Source organism: Bradyrhizobium sp., from assembly GCF_047605465.1.
Taxonomy (GTDB): Bacteria; Pseudomonadota; Alphaproteobacteria; order Rhizobiales; family Xanthobacteraceae; genus Bradyrhizobium.
Genome location: NZ_JASGFS010000006.1, coordinates 97,677 through 116,198 on the forward strand (window position 1 = coordinate 97,677; position 18,522 = coordinate 116,198).

Consider the following 18,522-nt stretch of genomic DNA (forward strand, 5'->3'; position numbering starts at 1 on the left):
CGCCGAAAACTCCTGTCACAGGAGCCAGTAGAGCACGTTACATGCCAACGCGCAGCCGCTTGTACGGGTTTGCTCAAATTTTCCGCACACCGGCGAAGGCCGCGGTGCGCGCGGCGTTCGACCTACATCCTCGGCGTCAGGTGCTTCACGAAGTGGACCGATTGCCAATCGTTGGGTTCGGCCGGGCTGAACCCGGCCTTTCTCGCAAGGCCGCGCATCTCGGCATTCGTCCGCGCGGCATCGCCTGCGATCATCTCGTGGCCGAGATCGATGGCGCGCATCTCCATCGCGGTCATCAGCGAGAGGCCGAGCCCTCTGCGCTGGAATGCATCGGCGACCGAGATCGCGAATTCTCCCCATCCCGCGGCCGCATCATAGGCGTATCGCGTCTCGCCGACGATCGTGCTCCGCCCTTCCCCTCCGACCTCCGCGAGCAGGGTGAAATGATCGGGGCGGCCGGCATCCGGCAGGCACTCGGCCGCGACGGCGGCAATGTCGGCGCGCGCGCCCATGAAGCGCTTGTTGCGCGATGTCGTGGAGAGACCAGTGAAATAAGCCGACAGGCCCGCCACATCCGACACGCCGGCGGCCCTGATGCAGATCGCCCGCGCGGTGTCGCCTGGCGAACGAGTTTCGCTTTCGCCTGGCGGTAAAAAAGCCGGGTCGACGAGCGATTCCGGAAACATGTGTGACATGCGTGACGCCTTCGGCAGGTTGCGTGAGAGCGCAGACCTAACCGAAGCCGCGCACGCGCCGCTTGGACGGCGCCGCCAATGATGCGGCTGAAAACGAACAGAAGGAGCTGTGCCGATCACGCTCGCGAGAGCGACGGCACCTCCGCCGGGACGATCGCCTGCAGGCCGCCGAAGCGGCGTTCGCGACCGTGGAACGAGGCCAACGCCTCGGCGAGATCGGCCGCATCGAACTCGGGCCACATCCGCTCGGTGAAATGCAGCTCCGCATAGGCGCCTTCCCACAGCAGGAAGTCCGACAGCCGCTTCTCGCCGCTGGTGCGGATGATGAGGTCGACGTCGCGCAAGCCCACCTCGCCGGTGACGAGTTGCGAGAACGCTTCACGCGTGAGGCTCGTCAACGCGGCCGCCTTCGCGGCGGCGTTGAGGATGGCATCGCGCGCGGAATAATCGACGGCGATGCGCAGATGCAATGCGCGGCCGTCCGACGTCGCAGCTTCGGCACGCGAGATCGCGGTGGCGATGCCCTCCGGCAGCCGGTCGCGGCGGCCGATCACGGAGAGGCGCACGCCGTTCTTCACCAGGCTCTGCACTTCATTGGCGAGATAGAAGCGCAACAGCGTCATCAGCGCGGCGACCTCCGCCCTCGGCCGCCGCCAATTGTCGGTCGAGAAGGCATAGAGCGTCAGCGTGCCGATGCCGTGCCTCGGCGCGATCTCGACGATCCGGCGGATCGCCTCGACGCCGGCTTCATGACCGCGCGCGCGCGACAGGCCGCGCCGGGTCGCCCATCGTCCGTTGCCGTCCATGATGATGCCGACATGAAGCTTGTCGTCGGGGGGCGTGACATCACTTTGCATTGCAAAGTCTCCGGTCAAAAAAGGGGACGATCAAGTCGAGAGGATACCGAGGCGGCCGAGCGGTGGCGCCTCGCGGCCCGCGGCCTTGGCGGCGTCGCGCACCAGCCGCTCCAGCACGGCAAGGTAGTCGAGGAAGCGGCGGCGGCCCGCCTTGGTGAGGCGGCACGTGGTGTGCGGACGATTGCCCTCATAGCCCTTGATGACGTCGACCAGTCCGGCCTCCTGCAGCACGGCGAGATGCCGGCTGAGATTGCCGTCGGTGAGTCCACAGAGCTGCTTGAGGTCGGCGAATGCGAGCCCCTTCGGATGCGCCATCAACGAGGTCAGGAGCCCGAGCCTCGCTTTCTCGTGGATCACGCGATCGAGCCCTTCATAGGAAAAGGGCGCACTCTCAGTCTTCGACATCATTGTCTCCGGACGCGAAATACAAGATCGCCGTCATCACCGACTGCCCGATCACGAAAGGCAGGCCCATGGTCCACGGCGACAGCGTGTGGGTCTGGCTCGCCAGCAGCACGACGGCAAAGCCCGAAATGAAATACCAGGCACCGGCGAGCGCCACGGTGCGCGGCAGCGAACGCACGGACGCGAAAATACCGAGCGACACCAGGATTTGCCACAGGCCGGGCAGCAGCCACAGCGTCTCGGCCGCGAACTTCCACATCACCACCGCGAGCAGGACGCCGGCGACACCTGCAGGCAGGAACTGCTCGGCCGCCTGATGAATCATGGCGTCGGCCAGGCCCGAATGATGGCGGCGCGAGCGCGCGCGCATCTCGATCCAGATCATCAAGCCGGAGAGCGTGGCGGCGATGAACCAGCCCAGAAAGAAGCCGAGGGGCTCGCTGGTGGGATCGCCGAGCAGCCAGAATTGCAGGATTGCCGTGATCAGCGCGACGCCGCCGGTCGCAGCCATCGTCGCCGGTCCGTAGCCGCGAAACGCCGTCCCCGCCGCGATCTGGCTGCGGATCGCACCGATATCAGCCAGCGCCTTGTCGAGATCGTGCATCGGCAATGCCAAGCCCCGCTCCGCCCATCTTGTCGGGGTTACACGCCCCGTCACTTTGTATCGCAAAGCATATCGCGTCGCAAAGCAAAGGCAAGTCGGAAAGTCAGCCCGTGGGGATCGGCCCCCGTCTGACAACTGCCGGTTGCGTGGCGCCCGCCCATCCAGATAGGATGGACACAAAAGGGTTCCGGGGGGCTGTTATGTGGCTTAAATCGTTGGTCGTCGCGTCCTTGTTGCAGGTTGGTGCCGTCGGGACTGCGGCCGCGGCCGGGCCATTCGGCTCCGTCAATGTCGGCAATTGGATCGGGGGCGCGTTCAGCAACGACGAGACGGGCGCCTTCTCGCATTGTGCGGCGACGACGCCCTACGGCAACGGCGTCATCCTCGTCGTCGGCCAGAGTGCTGCCGGCTTATGGACGTTGAGCTTTGCCAGTCCCAGCTACCGCTTCAAGCAGGGCGAGAACGCCGCGATCGACGTCATCTTTGACGGGCAGGAGCAGGCGAGACTGTTCGCGACGGCCAACCAGACGAACATGCTCACATCCGTCATGCCCGCCAACGTCGTGCGAATCTTCCAGAGAGCAAGCCTGATGGTCGCGACGAGCGGCCGCACCGTCCTTAATTTCGATCTCAACTCGGCCGGGCCCGTGATCGCGGCATTGACCAATTGCGTGACCCGAGTGAAGGCGGACGGACTCAGCAAGGCCGGTGATTTCACCAAGGGCGCCGGCAAGCCACAGGTCGCGCAAGACAAGCAGGCCTCTCCGCCCGCCGGCCGCAAATCGGCCAAAGCCCAGGCCGGCACCGGATTCGTCGTAAGCGCCAACGGACACATCATCACCAACCATCATGTGATCGACGGTTGCGTCGGCGACATCAAAGGCAATCTCACCGGCGAGGCGGGCATGACGTTGCGCGTCGTGTCGAGCGATGCCAACAACGATCTCGCCTTGCTGCAGGCGCCGTCGACCGCGACATTCAAGGACTTCGCCCGGATCCGCGACCGTTCGATCCGCTCCGGCGATTCCGTCATCGCGATCGGCTTCCCTTTCCATGGACTCCTGAGTTCGGACTTCACCGTAACGACAGGCATCGTCAGCTCGCTCAGCGGCTTCAGGAACGACTCACGCTTCCTGCAGATCACCGCCGCGGTACAGCCCGGCAACAGCGGCGGCCCGCTGTTCGACACCACCGGACAGGTCGTCGGCGTCGTGACCGGCAAGCTCGACGGTCTGCGCTTCGCCGCCGCGACCGGCAACATTCCCGAAAACATCAGCTTCGCCATCAAGACCGGCGCGCTGCGCGACTTCCTCGACAATTCTGTGGTGCCCTACCAGACCGCCGAGCCGAAGGGCGAAATCAAAACCACCGACATCGCCGGCAACGCGCGGCCTTATACGATGTACATCTTGTGCAACCGCGCGGAACAGGCCGACGCGAAGCGTTGAACCGCGCCGTCGCGCCGATTGCCGCCGTCATTTTCCGCGCCAGAGCTCGCCTTGCACGACGGGTGACGGGCTCCTGCGGGAAGCCCGGCAGGCGGCTTCTCCGTAGCCTCGCATCGTTTGCGGACGACCGGATCGCCCGCTCCAGGCTCGCAATCGCGAAGGCGGGCGATGACCCCGTCGATGCCCTTCAGCCGTGACAGCACGCGCCTTTTGCCGCTTGCGGCTCATACTGATCGCGCAGCCGCACCCAGTCCATCGGATAGGGCAGGCCCTGCTCGTGGCGGCCAAGCGGCGTGAGGTCGAGATATTGATAGGCGGCATTCATCATGTCGAGGCCGCGGGCGAAGCACGAATAGGTGTGGAAGATCTCACCGGCCTCGTTGCGGTAGAACACGCTGATGCCGGGGAGTTCGGCGCCGTAGATCTGGGTGGTGCCGAAATTGTACATCGGCTCCCCGGTGGCGATCTGCTCGGCCGAGAAGGTCACACCGTATTCCGAGTTGAAGTCGTTGCCGCCCGAGGACACCCAGTCGAACGTCCAGCCCATCCTCTTCTTGAACGCATCGAGCTTGTCGACCGGTGCCAGCGAGACCGCGACCATGGTGGTTTCGCGCGCTGCGAGATGCGGCACCATGCGCTCGAACCCGTCGGCCCAGAACGAGCAGCTCTTGCACGCGGCGTCCCAGTCCGGCGCAAACATCACATGCTGGACAACGAGCTGTGGACGCCCCTTGAAGAGGTCGCCGAGCGTCACCTTGCCCTCCGGTCCGTCGAAGACGTAATTCCTGTCGACCTTCACCCAGGGCAATTGGCGGCGCTCCTCGGCGAGACGCTCGCGCGCCTCGGTGAGTTGCTTCTCGTGGGCAAGATGGGCCTTGCGTGCGGCGATCCACTGCTCCCGCGAGACGATCTGATGTTGTTGCATGGCGTTCTCCCTGGACGGAAATCAGGCGACGAAGGCGTCGAGCTTGTCGAAGAAGGAGTTCCAGCCGCGCTGATGATTGTCGCGCGCGGTCTCGTCGAAGAACTGGGCATGGTGGAAGATCATCAGCGTGCCGACGCTGTCCGGCTTGAACGTGATGGTCACCAGCGATTCGCGCTCGGGCGTCGAATGCCAGGCCCAGGTGAACACCAGCCGTTCATTCGGCAGGACCTCGCGGTAGGTTCCGCTGGCTTCGAAATACTCGCCATCGTCGCGGGTGAAGCTGATGCGATAGCGCCCGCCGGTGCGGACATCGAGTTCGGCATCGAGCGACGCCGGCTTCATGTTCGGTGGCCCGAACCATCGCACTAGCTGCTCGGCTTGCGTCCAGGCGGCATAGACCTTTTCGGGCGGCGCGCGGAGCCGTCGCGTGAGCGTGAGGCTCGGACGCTCTGTCGCGTGCTCGGCGGCGCGGGGATCGGCGTTGACGGCTGCATTGGCCATGGGTTGTCCTCCACGAAAGCGGCAAGTCGATCGAGATTGTCGGACCAGAACTGTGCGTAGCGATTGAGCCAGTTCATCGCCTGCTCCATCGGCTGCGCGGTGAGGCGACAGGAAACCGTGCGTCCGGCCTTCTCCCGCACGATCAGACCCGCATCCGACAGCACGTCGAGATGCTTCATGATCGCCGGCAGCGAGATCGGAAACGGCGCGGCCAATTCGCTCACCGACAGACTATCCTGCTCGCCGAGACGTGCCAGCATGGCACGCCGCGTCGGATCGGACAGCGCTGCAAAGGTTCGATCCAGCATCTCGTTCTTATACTTAACCATATGGTTTAGTATAAGCTCGCGCATCGGGTCGTCAAGCAGGAACCCGCACCTGAGGGTCCGCACGACCGCGTGATCAGGCCGCGGCGAAGCCGCTTCCCAGGGATATCGGCGTCGCGCCGTCGCGACTAGTTCGGCGCGACCGGCCGTGCGCGGCGGTGCGGCCGCGATTGCGGCTGCGGCGCCTGGCCATAGGCAGCCATCGGATTGGGACCGCAGTACAGCAGGCGGCCGGAAACGCTGGCCTGGCACTGTTCGTAGGTGCTGTAGGCGCATTCGCCGGGATAGTCGTATTCCCCGCCCTGCGCGCACCAGGGGTAATCGCGCGCCACCGCGGGAGTGACGTTGGCGGAACCGGCAAGGACCGTCGCACCCAGCGTCAGCAGCGCCAATTGCATCTTGCGCATGATTCCAACTCCTCTCTTCAGCCTGCGCCCCGAGACACGCGCGCGTCCCAAGACAAGCTCGCGTCCAGGGCGCGCTCACGTCTCATGCAACATCAGGTCTCGCCACTTCGTTTTATTCCAGCTCGAAAGGGCAAGCCACGCAAGAAAAAGCCCTGCCATGCGGCAGGGCTCCATTCCGCGCAATCACAAGCGCGCTACTCGACCTTCAGGCCGGCGAACTCGACGACCTTCTTCCACTTGGCGGTCTCGGCCTCGATCTCCTTGCCGAACGCCTCGGGCGTCTGCACCAGTGGATCACCGCCAAGCTCGACCAGGCGCTTGGTCATGTCGGGCTCCTTCATCAGCGCGTTGATCTCGTTGTTGAGCTTGGCGATCATGTCCTTGGGCATGTTCTTGGGTGCGCCCATGCCGAACAGCGCGCTCGCCTCGTAGTCCTTCACGGTTTCGCCGATCGCCGGCACGTCGGGAAGCTGCGGCGAGCGCTGCGCGGTGGTGACGCCGAGCGCGCGAAGCGAACCGGAGCGGATGTGCTGGATGATCGAGGGCATGTTGTCGAAGATCACCTGCACCTGGCCGCCGAGCATGTCGGTGATCGCGGGCGCCGCGCCGCGATAGGGCACGTGCTGCATCTTGCAGCCCGTCATCGACATGAACATCTCGCCGGACAGATGCACCGAGGTGCCGTTGCCGGACGAAGCCATGTTCACCTTGCCGGGGTTGGCCTTCACGTAGTCGATGAACTCGGCCACCGTCTTCGCAGGCACGTCCTTGTTGACGGTCATCACGTTCGGCGTGCGCTGGAACGAGGCGATCGGCGCGATGTCGCGGACGAAATTGAATTTGAGGTTCGAATAGAGCGTGGCGTTGATGTAGTTGGCCGGATTGACCAGCAGCACGGTGTAGCCGTCGGGCTCGGCATTGACGACGGATTCGGTGCCGATATTGTTGCCTGCGCCCGGCTTGTTCTCGACCACGAATTGCTGGCCGAGCCGCTCCGACAGGCGCTGACCGATCAGCCGCGCCAGAATGTCGGTGGCCCCGCCCGGCGGATAGCCGACCACGAATTTCACCGGACGGGTCGGATAATCCGCGGCAAGGGCCTTCGACAAAGGGGTAGCTGCAAACGGACTGGCAGCGAGCAGGCCCAGCGCGGTACGGCGAGTGATCATCTCAACGTTTCTCCCAGTTTGTTGTTCTTGAACGCGTCTTGGACGGCGTTGTAACAAAGCCCGCAGCATGCGGAAAGTGCGCACCTCGTACCGCGACGAAAGGATGAGGCATGGCGATCAAGGTTGAGGCTCTCGACCATCTCGTGATCAACGTCACCGACGTCGCGGCGACCGCCGAATGGTATCGCAAGATCCTCGGCATGGAGGTCAGGGTGTTCGATCCCGGCGGCGGCAGAGCGCCGCGGACGTCGCTTCAATTCGGCAACCAGAAGATCAACGTCCGGCCGCGCGATGCCGACAAGGTGGAATGGTTCACCGCCGACCACCAGACCGCCGGCAGCGAGGATCTCTGCTTCCTCACCTCCGCCACGCCCGATGAGGTGGTGGCGCATTTGAAGGCACATGGTATCGCGATCGAGGAAGGCCCGGTTTCCAAGCAGGGCGCCCGCGGCACGCTGCGCTCGGTCTATTGCCGGGATCCCGACGGCAGCCTGATCGAGATTTCATCGTACGAGGATTGAAGGCCGGCCAAGCCGCACCGCGCGAGCGCCGTCATTGCGGGCTAAGCGATACAGGCCGTCTTCGCGGGAACAGCTTGGATGGCTTGGTCGCTTCGTTCCCCGCAATGACGAACGAGGGCGCGCGGACAGCCCAACGCGCCTCGCGATTTGCTCCCCGCGCCATCCGGTGGCAGGAAGACGCAATAATCGACAAGCGGCCGCGCGCAAGATGCAGGCCGCACGGGAGGACACATGCCGAATTCGCAAACCGCCGCTGGAATCGTGGGTCCCTTCGCAGGCCTGGACGTCCCCTGGCTGCTCAGGATGCGGGCCGAGATACGCCGCGATCATCCGTTCCTGATCTGGGCGCCGTTCGATGCGCCGGCGCGGCACTGGAGCTATGGTGAGTTTCACGATCGGGTCGGCGCGCTCGCGGCGGGGCTCGCAAAGCGCGGCGTCAGGCCCGGCGAATATGTGCTGATCCACCTGGACAATTGCATCGAGGCACTCCTCGCCTGGTTCGCCTGTGTCGAGCTCGGCGCCATCGCGGTCACCACCAACACCCGCTCGGCGCCGGCCGAGATCGAATATTTCGCGGATCATTGCGGCGCGGTCGCCGCAATCACGCAGCCGGCCTATGCCGAGATCGTCGCGCAGAACTGCCGCAAGCTGCGCTGGATCGCCGTGACCGCGCATGACGCAGGCGCCGCGCCTGCACAGGCTGTCGCGCGCGGCGACAGTTTCGAGGCGCTGTTCGCCGACAGCGCCGACCGGCCGCGGCGCGCCGCCGATCCGCTCGCCCCGTGCAGCGTGCAATACACCTCGGGCACGACGTCGCGTCCCAAGGCGGTGCTGTGGACCCACGCCAATGCGCTGTGGGGCGCCAAGATCAACGCTGCGCATGAGGACCTGCATGCCAGCGACGTGCATCAGATCTACCTGCCGCTGTTTCACACCAACGCGCTCGCCTATTCCATGCTGGCGACGCTGTGGGTCGGCGGCACATGCGTGATCCAGCCGCGCTTCTCGGCCAGCCGGTTCTGGCGCGTGGCGCGCGAGCACGGCTCGACCTGGACCTCGACGATCCCGTTCTGCATGAAGGCGCTGCTCGAGCAGGAGATCCCCCGCGACCACAAGTTCCGCCTGTGGGGCACCGCGATCAACGAGCCGCCGGCCTTCGCCGCGTTCGGCGTCAAGATCATCGGCTGGTGGGGCATGACCGAGACCATCACGCACGGCATCATCGGCGAGGTCGACCAGCCCAACATCCCGATGTCGATCGGGCGCGCGGCGCCCGAATACCAGATCCGCGTCACCGACGACGACGGGCGGCCGACCGAGGTCGGCGACACCGGCAACCTCTCGATCAAGGGCATTCCCGGCCTGTCGCTGTTCGCCGAATACCTGCACAACGAGAAGGCGACGCGCGAGAGCTTCGACGCGCAGGGCTTCTTCATCACCGGCGACCGCGTCGTGCGCCAGGAGAATGGCTACATCCGCTTCGGCGACCGCGCCAAGGACATGCTGAAGGTCGGCGGCGAGAACGTCGCGGCGTCCGAGATCGAGCAGGTGATCGCGGTCGTCCCCGGCGTGCGCGAGGCGGCGGTGGTGGCCAAGAAGCATCCGATGCTGGACGAGGTGCCGGTGGTCTTCATCATCCCGCACGGCGGCGTCAACGGTGCGCGGCCCGACCTGCACGACAGCGTGATGACCGCCTGCCGCGCGGGCCTCGCCGACTTCAAGGTGCCGCACGAGATCAGGTTCGTCGACGACATGCCACGCTCGACGCTGGAGAAGGTGGCGAAGGCGGAGCTGCGGAAGCTGGTGGGATGAGGCTGTCGTCCCGGCGCAGGCCGGGCCCATGCCGCGTGATCCGGCGATGGCGCGCGATGCCCATACCGGACCACGGGTCTTCGCCTAACTACTTCCCGGGGCTATGGGTCCCGGCCCACGCCGGGACGACATCGGAGCTTCGCAGCGGCGCCGAATTGCGTCAGAACGAGCCCAGCGCCACCGGGCGGAACGCCTGCAGCAATTGCTGATCGAGCTTGCCGCCCATGCCTTCCATCATCGTGAAGGCGCGCGCATGAGTGAAGGGCATGCGGTAGGCACGCTTCTCCACCAGCGCGGCGTAGATGTCGACGATCGTGGTCAGCCGCACGATGTCGCTGATCTGGTTCGACGACAATCCGTTCGGATAGCCGGTGCCGTCAAGGAATTCGTGATGGTGCAGCACCACGTCGAGCATCTCCGGCGGGAAGCCGCCCTGCGCCGCGAGCGCCTCGTAGCCGCGCCGCGGATGCTGGCGGACCTCGTCCATCTCCTCGTCGGTGAGCTTGCCCGGCTTGTCGAGCAGCGCGGTCGGAACGAAGGCCTTGCCGACGTCGTGCAGGAGCGCCGCACGGGTGAGCCGGCGCTGGTCGTCCTCGCGCATGCCGAGATGCTGCGCGAAGGCGACCGCGAAACCGGTGACGAACAGGCAGTGGCGGTAGCTACCGACATGGTGGCAGCCGACCGTCGTCAGCCATTCGCGCAGCGAAGAATGCTTGATCGCCTTCAGGATCTTGCTCTCGGTGGCGACGACGTCATCGAACGTCAGCGCGACGCCGAGCGGCATCTTGTTGAACATTTTTGTCAGGACGGCATGCGCCGCCTCGACGCCGCGATTGAGCGTCTTGCCGCGATCGGTCGCGTCGTAGGTCGCGGTGTCGGGGAATGCGGCGCGGATGCGCTGCAGGATCGCCTCGGGCTGCAGCGGGCGCGAGATCGTGTCGGTCGCGCCCAGCGCCCAGGCCTGCATGGTGCCGTGATGCAGGGCGTCCGCAAGCACGAACAGTCGCGGCATCGTGCGATAGGCATCGGCGCGCAGCTTGTTGCGCACCCGCTGCACGCTTTCGGGCGAGCGCAGGTTGATGTCGACCACGATGCCTGAGAGATCGCGCGACGGCTGTTCGGGGATCTCCTGGGTCGACACCATGGAGACGTCGCCCACGGCCTTCAGGATGCCGGCGAGCTCGCTGCTCTGGTCGCTGCGATCCGAGGCCAGCAGCAGCTGGCGCTTGGCGGTTTTGGCTGACGCGGTCATGGCTTCCCCGGGAGCACGGAACTCTATTCGGCGTCAGCCTAAGCCGGTTCAGGTTCCCCGGCCCTTAAGAGGCGTGCTCAACGCAACCCTGCGGAATTGCGAGCAATTTTACGGATTTCGGTGTCCATGCCGGCCTCCCGGCAAAAGTCGCGAAAACAACCCCATGCACAGTAGGACGCCCATTGACGACAAAGGAGATTTTTCGCCGACCTGGCATCGCCGCCCGAGGGACGGCGTCGCTTCCGCTCGCGCATGCCGCGGTGGTCCATGCCTTCAACGGCGCTCCGGAGAACGTGGATGCCTGGGGCGAGCCCGGGCCTGACCACCTCGAAAACAATCCGCCGGAGGCAAGCCTCCGGCGGATCGTCTCAGGTCACAATCGCGATCGACCTTACGCCTTCATGTTCGCCTTCACGGCTTCGGCCGTGATCGGCAGCGCCCGCACGCGGGCACCGGAGGCGTTGAAGATGGCGTTGCCGATGGCGGGAGCCACCACCGTCACCGCCGGCTCGCCGACGCCGGTGGCCTTTTCGCCATTGGCGATCACGGCGACCGCGACCTCCGGCACCTGGCTCATGCGCAAGGGCGTGTAGCTGTCGAAATTGGTCTGTTCGATGCCACCGTCCTTCAGCGTCGCTTTCTCGTAGAGTGCCAGCGACAGGCCCCACAGCGCCGCGCCCTCGACCTGGGCACGGATGTTGTCGGGATGCACCTGGGTGCCGACGTCGGTCGCGACCGTGAGCTTCTTCACGGTCACCTCGCCCGACGGTGCAACGACGACGTGGGCGACACAGGCCGTCCAGCTCGCCGTGGCGCGCTCCTGCGACGAGACGCAGGCCACGCCCATGCCTTCGCCCTTCGGGAGCTTCTTGGTGCCGTAGCCGGCCAGGCCCATCGCGGCGAGCAGCGTGTTGCGCAGACGCTGCGCGCCGCCGTCGTTCTTGCCCTTGCCGTCCAGCAGCGAGATGCGGAACTGCGCGGGATCCTGGCTGGTCGCCACCGCGATCTCGTCGATCATGCTTTCGATCGCCCAGAAGGTCCAGCCGGGGGCCACCGAGCGAAGCTGGCCCGACGGCGTGGCATTGTGCGCGAGCTCGTTCTTGATCGCGCGCACATAATGGTTGGGCACGGTGTAGAAGAAGTCGGCACCGTTGACCGTGAAGGCATCGAGCGGGCCCTTCTTGTCGACCGAGGGCGAGAGGAAATCGGGGATCCCCCAGCGCGCGGTCGGCCACGCCGAGACCACGTCGTGACTGAGCGCGACGAGCTTGCCGTCGCCGTCCACGCCGGCCTTCACCTTCTGGTAGGTGAGCGGGCGCGAGAAATCCATCGTCATGTCGTTCTCGCGCGAATAGATCACCTTCACCGGCTTGCCGACGGCCTTCGCCGCCTGCACCGCCGGCACCATCATGTCCGCGTCCAGTCGGCGGCCGAAGCCGCCACCGAGCCACATCTGGTGCATGACGACGAACTTCGGGTCGATTCCGGCGGCGCCCGCCGCGATCGCGCCGGAGCGCGTCGCGAACTGGTTGCCGGAATAGACGTGCAGGATGTCGCCCTTGAACTCCGCCGTGGCGTTCATCGGCTCCATCGGCGCATGGATGTTGATGCTGGTGGTGTATTCCGCCTCCAGCACCTTGGCCGCCGTGCCGATGGCGGCGGCGGGATCGCCGTCCTTGACGAAGAACTGCCCGGAATCGTCGAGCCCCTGCAGCCGCTTGGCTTCGTCGAGCAGCGACTGGCTCGACAGCTTGGCGTTCGGACCGCCGTCATAGGCGATCTTCAGCGCCTCCGCTGCCTTCCTGGCGTTGGCATAGGTGTTGGCGACTGCGACAACCCAGCCCGACGTGGTCTGCGTCTTGTCATCGAGCGTGACGGCCTTGATGAAGCCGGGCACCTTCTTCGCACCGCTGTCGTCGACCGATTTCACCGAGGCGCCGAAGCGCACCGGCGGCGTCACCAGCGCGCCATAGACCATGCCCGGCAGCATCACGTCGATGCCGTACTTGGCCGTGCCGTTGGTCTTGGAGGGGATGTCGAGCTGCGGCACCGACACGCCGATCATGGTGTATTGATCCGGCGTCTTCAGCTTGATCGCCTTGAGCTCGTCCGGCGTGAAGGTCTTCGTCGCCTTGCCGCTCTTGACGATGTCGGCGAACGACATCTGCTTCTTCGACTTCGCATGCGCGACCACGGAATCGCGCACCACGAGCTCGGACGCCGGCACGCCCATCGCGGCGGCCGCGCCTTCGGTCAGGGCCATGCGGCCGGCCGCGCCTGCCCGGCTCATCGCCTCGAAGTTCATCATGGTCGACCAGCTTCCGCCGGTGATCTGCGCGCCCAGCACGGGGTCGTTGAACTTCGGATCGTTCGAGGCGAGCGCGACGCGCATGTCGCTCCACTTCGCGCCCAGTTCCTCGCAGACGATCTGCGCCATGGTGGAGGCGATGTGCTGGCCCATGTCGGCCTTGCCGCAGGTCACGGTGACGAGGCCATCCGGCGCGATCGCGTACCAGACGCTCGGCTCGAAATTGGCGGGAGCTGCAGCGACCGCGTGGTCGATGCCGGGCACGCCGGCATAGCCGAGCACGAGACCGGTCGCGGCCGTGCCGACGAGGAAGGAGCGGCGGCTGAGATCGGTTGCCTCGGGTGTGATGTTCTTGACGTGCTGATTCATGTGGGCCTCCGCTCGTTGCCGGCGGCGGACGCGGTGCGCATCTCGGTTGCGGCGCGCATGATCGCCTTCTGGATTCGCGAATAAGTCATGCAACGGCAGAGATTGCCGTCCATATGCGCCACGACCTCTTCCTTGGTCGGGTTGGAGTTCTTGGCGAGCAGCGAGGCCGCCTGCATGATCTGCCCGGACTGGCAGTAGCCGCATTGCGGCACCTGCTCGGCGATCCAGGCCTTCTGCAGGGGATGATCGCCCTTAGCGGAGAGGCCCTCGATGGTGGTGATCTTCTTGCCGGCGACGTCGCCGACCATGGTCTGGCACGAGCGCACGGCTTCGCCGTTGACATGCACGGTGCAGGCACCGCACAGCCCGGCACCGCAGCCGAATTTCGTGCCGGTCATCTGCAACTGTTCGCGGATGGCCCAAAGGAGCGGCGTATCGTTCGCCGCATCCACGGGCATACTCCGCCCGTTGATGGTGAGAGTTGGCATAGGCGTCTTCCCCTGCCGGTGCATGAAGCCGCTTACGGCGGCAACTTGAGTCGCGAACGCCCACCGGGCCGACGCCCGCATCGGCCGCAAGAATGATCGCGTTCAAGCGCAGAGGCAAATGCAATTTGGAATCGATCGAAACTATCTCGGCATCTGTTCGTTGTGCGCTGCGACAACGGCGTTGGCATAGCGACTGAACGCAACGGAGGCGCTTCCGGCATGCATGCCATCGCGTTCAGGCAGTTTCTTCGGGGTAACCGGTCACGCTAGGGTACGATCAAGCCAAAGAGAGATCGCCGTGATTTCGGATGCACCTACGCGCCTCGTGGGAGAAGGTGGCGCTAAGCACAGATGAGGTGTTCTCTTCGTATGTTCAGATGAGAATGGGACTCGCGGACAGAACCTCTCACCCGCAAGAGGAGAGGGTGCAGCGGCGGGAAGAAGAACGAAAGGACGGGAGATATGCCGAAGATCGATCGGGACGGTGTCGGGATCTACTACGAGGTTCATGGCGAGGGTCCGCCGTTGCTGCTGACCCACGGCTACTCCTCGACCTCGGCGATGTGCCATGGGCAGGTCGATGCGCTCGCCAGGGACCACAAGCTCATCCTGTGGGACATGCGCGGCCACGGCCAGTCCGACTATCCCGATGACCCCGCGGCGTACAGCGAAGCGCTGACCGTCGGCGATATGGCGGCGATCCTCGATGCTGTCGGCGCCGAGCGCGCGATCATCGGAGGGTTATCGCTCGGCGGCTACATGTCGCTCGCCTTCTATCGCGCCTCGCCGCAACGCGCCCGCGCGCTGCTGATCATCGACACTGGCCCCGGCTTCAAGAAGGACGATGCGCGCGAGGCCTGGAATGCACGCGCGCGCGCCACCGCCGACAGGCTCGACCAGGAAGGCCTCGATGTCCTGAAATCGGCAACGCGCGAACGCGCCGCCGCCCGCCATCGCAACGCCGAGGGACTGGCACTTGCGGCACGCGGCATGCTGACCCAGCGCGACGCGCGCGTGATCGAGCTGTTGCCCGACATCAAGGTGCCATCGCTGATCGTGGTCGGCGCCGACGACACGCCGTTCCTGGCGGCGTCCGACTACATGGCCGCCAAGATCCCGGGCGCACAAAAGGTCGTGATTCCCGACGCCGGACACGCCGTCAACATCGATCAGCCGCAGGCTTTTGTTGACGCGGTGGTGCCTTTCCTGAAGAACTTGCCGCGATAAGCGGGCTTGACGGGAACCTGGACCATGAAGCGAGCGATGTTGGCTGCGGGCGCGATGGCGACACTCCTCTCCGCGTCCGCGCGGGCCGAGCCGTTCAACACCGTGCCGCCGCGCCTGCCCTTCGTCGCGACATTGTCGAACAACACGCCGCTCGCCTTCGGCATGGACGCCGAACAGACCGCGCGAGCGCTGGGACAGCCGCTGCAATATGTGCGCGGGCGTCCCGGCAACGAGATCTACCTCGCGCTTCGTGACATCGGCGGCAGCGGATTGATCCCCTACCGCCACCGCCTGTTCCTGCAATTCCGTCACGGTCGGCTGGCAGGATGGAAAGAGGATCACGGCGAGAACTGGATGTGGGAGTGAGTTCTTTTCCTTCATCCTGAGGAGTTTGCAAGGCAAGCGTCTCGAAGATGAAGGCCCGCCTCCGGCATCCCGGTTTTTCATCCTTCGAGACGCGCCGACGCGCTCCTCAGGATGAAGAGAGAGCCCCGATCGATGACCAACCAAGAAGGACAACCCGCGTGGGACAAGACATCAAACTGACGGCCTCCGACAATTTCCAGCTCGGCGCCTATCGCGCCGATCCCGGTGGCAGCCCGAAGGGCGCGGTGGTGGTGATCCAGGAGATTTTCGGGGTCAATCATCATATCCGCTCGATCTGCGACCGCCTCGCCGGGGAAGGCTATGTCGCGATCGCGCCGTCGATCTTCGACCGCACCTCGCCCAACTTCCAGTCGGGCTATTCGCCCGACGAGATCGCCGAGGCGCGCAAATTCGTCGCCAGCCCCGACTGGGACGCAATGCTGCGCGACACGCAGGCGGCAATCGATGCCGTGAAGAATGCCGGTCCGGTCGGCATCATCGGCTTCTGCCTGGGCGGCAGCATCGCCTTCGTCGCGGCGACGCGGTTGTCGGGCCTGAAGGCCGCCATCGGCTATTACGGCGGCGCGGTGGTGCGCTTCGCGGACGAGAAGCCCAAGGTGCCGACGCAGCTGCATTTCGGCGAGAAGGACACCGGCATTCCGCTGACCGACGTCGAGACCGTCAAGGCGAAGCGACCGGATGTCGAGGTCTTCGTCTATCCCGGCGCGCAGCACGGCTTCCATTGCGACGAGCGGCCGAGCTACGACAAGGCCAGCTCCGATATCGCCTGGCCGCGCAGCCTGGATTTCTTCGCCAAGCATCTGAAATAAGCGCGCCCGTCGCTTTGCACGGTCATCCCGGGATGCGCCGCGAGGCGCGGGCCCGGACTCCATGATGCGACAGCGTCGGTGGAGACATGGATTCCGGGTTCGCGCCGGCGCGCGCCCCGGAATGACGCGTGACGAGAGTTGGGCTGAAAGCCTAGAACCAGCGCTCGCCGACGAACACGGTGTCGCCCGGGCTCAAGGGCGTGCCGAGCGGGACGACCGCGCGCATGGAGGCGCCGGCTTCCGTATGCGTGATGGTGACCACGTCGCGCTTGGCGCGCGGCGAGAAGCCACCCGCGATCGCGACCGCGCTTTCGACCGTCATGTTAGGCACGTAGGGATATTGGCCCGGCGCCGACACTTCGCCGAGAATGAAGAACGGGCGATAGGCTTCAATCTCCACGGCAACCGAGGGTTCGCGGATATAGCCGTTGCGCAGGCGCGCGGCGATCTCGCCGGCCAGTCCAGCCGTGGTGCGGCCACGCGCCGGCACCGCGCCGATCAGCGGCATGGTGATGGCGCCGCCGGCGTCGATCGCGTAGCTGTTGGTGAGACCTTCCTGGCCATAGACCACGACGCGCAGCTTGTCGCCGGCATCGAGATGATAGGAGGCATTGTAGCGGACAGGCGCAGCCATCGGCGCGGAATAGCCGACCGGCACGGGCGCGGGAGCGAAGGAATTGCGCAGCGCGCCGATGGCGCCGCCGCCGTTGTCGGCAACCACGACCGGCTGCGGACCCGGATAGGGCTGGCCATAGGCGATGGCGTCGAGATCGCCGCCCGGCTGCGCGATCGCAATGGGACCGGCGGTCTGCATGCAGCCGCCAAGGGCGAGCGCCGCAGCCGCAGCCAACATCGACAATCGAGACGCGCGCGCAACCCGCACCAGAACCATCCCTCGAAACGAGACAGCTTCAGTCTTGCACCGGGTATGGTTAACAAACGGTTTCGGGAGGCTGCGCCCTTGCCTCGGGCAAGCACAGCCATCGCATATGAGTCGAATGGTTGCCGAACGCGCTCGGCCTGCATGGTTCGAGACGCCCGCCTATGGCGGGCTCCTCACCATGAGGTTTGATACCTCACCGCAGAGCCGGGCCTCATCCGTGAGCGCCCGCCATAGGCGGGCGTCTCGAAGGATGGCCGCAGGGGGATTTTCCCGCCCCGCTTTCCGTCATATGCGATGGTCAGTGACGTGCACCGTCGCGGCGCTTGCGCCTACGCGCTCACGCCGACGCCGATCGGGCAGGACACGCCGGTGCCGCCGAGACCGCAATAGCCGGCCGGATTCTTGGCGAGATATTGCTGGTGATAGTCCTCGGCGAAGTAGAATTCACCCGCGGGCGCGATTTCGGTGGTGATGGTGCCGAGACCCTTGGCCGCGAGCGCCTTCTGATAGACCGCCCTGGATTCGTCGGCCGCCTTCTTCTGCGCATCGCTGTAAGTGTAGATCGCGCTTCTGTACTGCGTGCCGACGTCGTTGCCCTGGCGCATGCCCTGCGTCGGGTTGTGGTTCTCCCAGAACGCCTTCAGCAGCTTCTCGTAGGAGATCTTCTTCGGATCGAACGCCACCAGCACCACTTCGGTGTGGCCGGTTCGGCCGGAGCAGACCTCTTCATAGGTCGGGTTCGGCGTGTGGCCGCCGGCATAGCCGACAGCGGTGACATAAACGCCGTCGCCGAGCTCCCAGAACTTTCGCTCGGCACCCCAGAAGCAGCCGAGCCCGAACACGGCCTGCTCGAGACCGGCCGGATACGGCGGCTTGAGCTGGTGGCCGTTGACGAAATGCGTGGTCGCGGTGGGAATGGCTTGCGCACGGCCCGGCAGCGCTTCGGTGGCGCTCGGCAATGCGGTGGTCTTGCGCATGAACAGCATGATCGGATCTCCGCAGCGAGCCGTCCGTCGCCCAAGTCGACGTGCTGGAGTCAACTACCCAAGCCAGGCGCTCGGGCGGCGTGCTCGCGATCGTGGGAATATAGGCATTTACGCGCGAAGGGGCAGCCCTGTTACGCCGCCGG

20 protein-coding genes are annotated in these 18,522 nt (G+C 65.4%); 6 read left to right on the forward strand and 14 right to left on the reverse strand.

The annotated features are described in order from the left end of the window. Positions 1–122: 122 nt before the first annotated feature. The 4 genes from QM712_RS08645 to QM712_RS08660 form a co-directional block, all read right to left on the reverse strand. A complete protein-coding gene (locus QM712_RS08645; protein ID WP_415022656.1) occupies positions 123–695 on the reverse strand; it encodes a GNAT family N-acetyltransferase in 573 nt (190 codons plus the stop codon). A gap of 116 nt (positions 696–811) precedes the next feature. Beyond that, positions 812–1,552 carry a di-trans,poly-cis-decaprenylcistransferase gene (locus QM712_RS08650; RefSeq protein WP_415022657.1) on the reverse strand — a complete coding sequence of 247 codons (741 nt, stop codon included), beginning with the start codon at positions 1,550–1,552 and terminating at the stop codon, positions 812–814. A gap of 30 nt (positions 1,553–1,582) precedes the next feature. Continuing rightward, positions 1,583–1,957, reverse strand: a complete 375-nt coding sequence (locus QM712_RS08655; protein ID WP_415022658.1) for a transcriptional regulator — start codon at positions 1,955–1,957, stop codon at positions 1,583–1,585. Further along, positions 1,944–2,561, reverse strand: coding sequence for a hypothetical protein (locus QM712_RS08660; protein WP_415022741.1), 618 nt, complete (start codon positions 2,559–2,561; stop codon positions 1,944–1,946). The genes QM712_RS08655 and QM712_RS08660 overlap by 14 nt, the downstream gene beginning before the upstream one ends. Positions 2,562–2,761: 200 nt before the next feature. Here QM712_RS08660 and QM712_RS08665 point away from each other — a divergent pair, with 200 nt between their 5' ends. Further along, positions 2,762–4,009 carry a S1C family serine protease gene (locus QM712_RS08665; protein ID WP_415022659.1) on the forward strand — a complete coding sequence of 416 codons (1,248 nt, stop codon included), beginning with the start codon at positions 2,762–2,764 and terminating at the stop codon, positions 4,007–4,009. 187 nt (positions 4,010–4,196) lie between these two features. Here QM712_RS08665 and QM712_RS08670 read toward each other — a convergent pair whose 3' ends face one another. From QM712_RS08670 to QM712_RS08690, 5 genes are all read right to left on the reverse strand, one after another. Further along, positions 4,197–4,934, reverse strand: a complete 738-nt coding sequence (locus QM712_RS08670) for a DUF899 domain-containing protein (RefSeq protein ID WP_415022660.1) — start codon at positions 4,932–4,934, stop codon at positions 4,197–4,199. A 21-nt stretch (positions 4,935–4,955) separates the two neighbouring features. Continuing rightward, a complete protein-coding gene (locus QM712_RS08675; RefSeq protein ID WP_415022661.1) occupies positions 4,956–5,300 on the reverse strand; it encodes an SRPBCC family protein in 345 nt (114 codons plus the stop codon). After that, positions 5,300–5,743 carry an ArsR/SmtB family transcription factor gene (locus QM712_RS08680; RefSeq protein ID WP_415022662.1) on the reverse strand — a complete coding sequence of 148 codons (444 nt, stop codon included), beginning with the start codon at positions 5,741–5,743 and terminating at the stop codon, positions 5,300–5,302. Before QM712_RS08680 ends, QM712_RS08675 begins: the two co-directional genes overlap by 1 nt. A gap of 146 nt (positions 5,744–5,889) precedes the next feature. Further along, positions 5,890–6,168 carry a DUF3551 domain-containing protein gene (locus tag QM712_RS08685; RefSeq protein ID WP_415022663.1) on the reverse strand — a complete coding sequence of 93 codons (279 nt, stop codon included), beginning with the start codon at positions 6,166–6,168 and terminating at the stop codon, positions 5,890–5,892. A 194-nt stretch (positions 6,169–6,362) separates the two neighbouring features. Further along, the gene (locus QM712_RS08690; RefSeq protein ID WP_415022664.1) at positions 6,363–7,337 is read right to left on the reverse strand and encodes a Bug family tripartite tricarboxylate transporter substrate binding protein; all 975 of its coding nucleotides are present in this window, start codon (positions 7,335–7,337) and stop codon (positions 6,363–6,365) included. A 110-nt stretch (positions 7,338–7,447) separates the two neighbouring features. Between QM712_RS08690 and QM712_RS08695 the strand changes: the two genes are divergently transcribed. Both QM712_RS08695 and QM712_RS08700 read left to right on the forward strand, forming a co-directional pair. After that, entirely contained in the window at positions 7,448–7,858 is a 411-nt protein-coding gene (locus QM712_RS08695; protein ID WP_415022665.1) for a VOC family protein, read from the forward strand. A gap of 231 nt (positions 7,859–8,089) precedes the next feature. Continuing rightward, positions 8,090–9,670 (forward strand): AMP-binding protein, encoded by a 1,581-nt coding sequence (locus tag QM712_RS08700; protein WP_415022666.1) that lies wholly within the window; start codon positions 8,090–8,092, stop codon positions 9,668–9,670. A gap of 160 nt (positions 9,671–9,830) precedes the next feature. Here QM712_RS08700 and QM712_RS08705 read toward each other — a convergent pair whose 3' ends face one another. The 3 genes from QM712_RS08705 to QM712_RS08715 form a co-directional block, all read right to left on the reverse strand. Continuing rightward, the gene (locus tag QM712_RS08705) at positions 9,831–10,922 is read right to left on the reverse strand and encodes an HD-GYP domain-containing protein (RefSeq protein ID WP_415022667.1); all 1,092 of its coding nucleotides are present in this window, start codon (positions 10,920–10,922) and stop codon (positions 9,831–9,833) included. A 391-nt stretch (positions 10,923–11,313) separates the two neighbouring features. Continuing rightward, positions 11,314–13,599 (reverse strand): molybdopterin cofactor-binding domain-containing protein, encoded by a 2,286-nt coding sequence (locus QM712_RS08710; protein WP_415022668.1) that lies wholly within the window; start codon positions 13,597–13,599, stop codon positions 11,314–11,316. Then, positions 13,596–14,087 carry a (2Fe-2S)-binding protein gene (locus QM712_RS08715; RefSeq protein ID WP_415022669.1) on the reverse strand — a complete coding sequence of 164 codons (492 nt, stop codon included), beginning with the start codon at positions 14,085–14,087 and terminating at the stop codon, positions 13,596–13,598. Before QM712_RS08715 ends, QM712_RS08710 begins: the two co-directional genes overlap by 4 nt. A gap of 462 nt (positions 14,088–14,549) precedes the next feature. Between QM712_RS08715 and QM712_RS08720 the strand changes: the two genes are divergently transcribed. The 3 genes from QM712_RS08720 to QM712_RS08730 all read left to right on the forward strand — a co-directional run bounded on the left by QM712_RS08720 (position 14,550) and on the right by QM712_RS08730 (position 16,510). Continuing rightward, the gene (locus QM712_RS08720) at positions 14,550–15,314 is read left to right on the forward strand and encodes an alpha/beta fold hydrolase (protein WP_415022670.1); all 765 of its coding nucleotides are present in this window, start codon (positions 14,550–14,552) and stop codon (positions 15,312–15,314) included. Positions 15,315–15,338: 24 nt separating this feature from the next. Continuing rightward, positions 15,339–15,680, forward strand: coding sequence for a hypothetical protein (locus QM712_RS08725; protein ID WP_415022671.1), 342 nt, complete (start codon positions 15,339–15,341; stop codon positions 15,678–15,680). Between the two features lie 158 nt (positions 15,681–15,838). After that, entirely contained in the window at positions 15,839–16,510 is a 672-nt protein-coding gene (locus QM712_RS08730) for a dienelactone hydrolase family protein (RefSeq protein WP_415022672.1), read from the forward strand. A 151-nt stretch (positions 16,511–16,661) separates the two neighbouring features. On the opposite strand, the gene QM712_RS08735 is transcribed toward QM712_RS08730, so the two are convergent. Both QM712_RS08735 and msrA read right to left on the reverse strand, forming a co-directional pair. Beyond that, complete coding sequence (locus QM712_RS08735) at positions 16,662–17,363, reverse strand: polysaccharide biosynthesis/export family protein (protein WP_415022673.1); 702 nt, start codon at positions 17,361–17,363, stop codon at positions 16,662–16,664. Positions 17,364–17,722: 359 nt separating this feature from the next. Beyond that, entirely contained in the window at positions 17,723–18,379 is a 657-nt protein-coding gene (msrA, locus tag QM712_RS08740) for a peptide-methionine (S)-S-oxide reductase MsrA (RefSeq protein WP_415022674.1), read from the reverse strand. Positions 18,380–18,522: the final 143 nt, after the last annotated feature.

What these genes read in the sequence shown, in the direction of transcription:
- QM712_RS08645 (WP_415022656.1), bottom strand. Translation starts at nt 695, where the DNA reads ATGTCACACATGTTTCCGGAATCGCTCGTCGACCCGGCTTTTTTACCG.
- QM712_RS08650 (WP_415022657.1), bottom strand. Translation starts at nt 1,552, where the DNA reads ATGCAAAGTGATGTCACGCCCCCCGACGACAAGCTTCATGTCGGCATC.
- QM712_RS08655 (WP_415022658.1), bottom strand. Translation starts at nt 1,957, where the DNA reads ATGTCGAAGACTGAGAGTGCGCCCTTTTCCTATGAAGGGCTCGATCGC.
- QM712_RS08660 (WP_415022741.1), bottom strand. Translation starts at nt 2,561, where the DNA reads ATGCACGATCTCGACAAGGCGCTGGCTGATATCGGTGCGATCCGCAGC.
- QM712_RS08665 (WP_415022659.1), top strand. Translation starts at nt 2,762, where the DNA reads ATGTGGCTTAAATCGTTGGTCGTCGCGTCCTTGTTGCAGGTTGGTGCC.
- QM712_RS08670 (WP_415022660.1), bottom strand. Translation starts at nt 4,934, where the DNA reads ATGCAACAACATCAGATCGTCTCGCGGGAGCAGTGGATCGCCGCACGC.
- QM712_RS08680 (WP_415022662.1), bottom strand. Translation starts at nt 5,743, where the DNA reads ATGCTGGATCGAACCTTTGCAGCGCTGTCCGATCCGACGCGGCGTGCC.
- QM712_RS08685 (WP_415022663.1), bottom strand. Translation starts at nt 6,168, where the DNA reads ATGCGCAAGATGCAATTGGCGCTGCTGACGCTGGGTGCGACGGTCCTT.
- QM712_RS08690 (WP_415022664.1), bottom strand. Translation starts at nt 7,337, where the DNA reads ATGATCACTCGCCGTACCGCGCTGGGCCTGCTCGCTGCCAGTCCGTTT.
- QM712_RS08695 (WP_415022665.1), top strand. Translation starts at nt 7,448, where the DNA reads ATGGCGATCAAGGTTGAGGCTCTCGACCATCTCGTGATCAACGTCACC.
- QM712_RS08700 (WP_415022666.1), top strand. Translation starts at nt 8,090, where the DNA reads ATGCCGAATTCGCAAACCGCCGCTGGAATCGTGGGTCCCTTCGCAGGC.
- QM712_RS08705 (WP_415022667.1), bottom strand. Translation starts at nt 10,922, where the DNA reads ATGACCGCGTCAGCCAAAACCGCCAAGCGCCAGCTGCTGCTGGCCTCG.
- QM712_RS08710 (WP_415022668.1), bottom strand. Translation starts at nt 13,599, where the DNA reads ATGAATCAGCACGTCAAGAACATCACACCCGAGGCAACCGATCTCAGC.
- QM712_RS08715 (WP_415022669.1), bottom strand. Translation starts at nt 14,087, where the DNA reads ATGCCAACTCTCACCATCAACGGGCGGAGTATGCCCGTGGATGCGGCG.
- QM712_RS08720 (WP_415022670.1), top strand. Translation starts at nt 14,550, where the DNA reads ATGCCGAAGATCGATCGGGACGGTGTCGGGATCTACTACGAGGTTCAT.
- QM712_RS08725 (WP_415022671.1), top strand. Translation starts at nt 15,339, where the DNA reads ATGAAGCGAGCGATGTTGGCTGCGGGCGCGATGGCGACACTCCTCTCC.
- QM712_RS08735 (WP_415022673.1), bottom strand. Translation starts at nt 17,363, where the DNA reads ATGTTGGCTGCGGCTGCGGCGCTCGCCCTTGGCGGCTGCATGCAGACC.
- msrA (WP_415022674.1), bottom strand. Translation starts at nt 18,379, where the DNA reads ATGCTGTTCATGCGCAAGACCACCGCATTGCCGAGCGCCACCGAAGCG.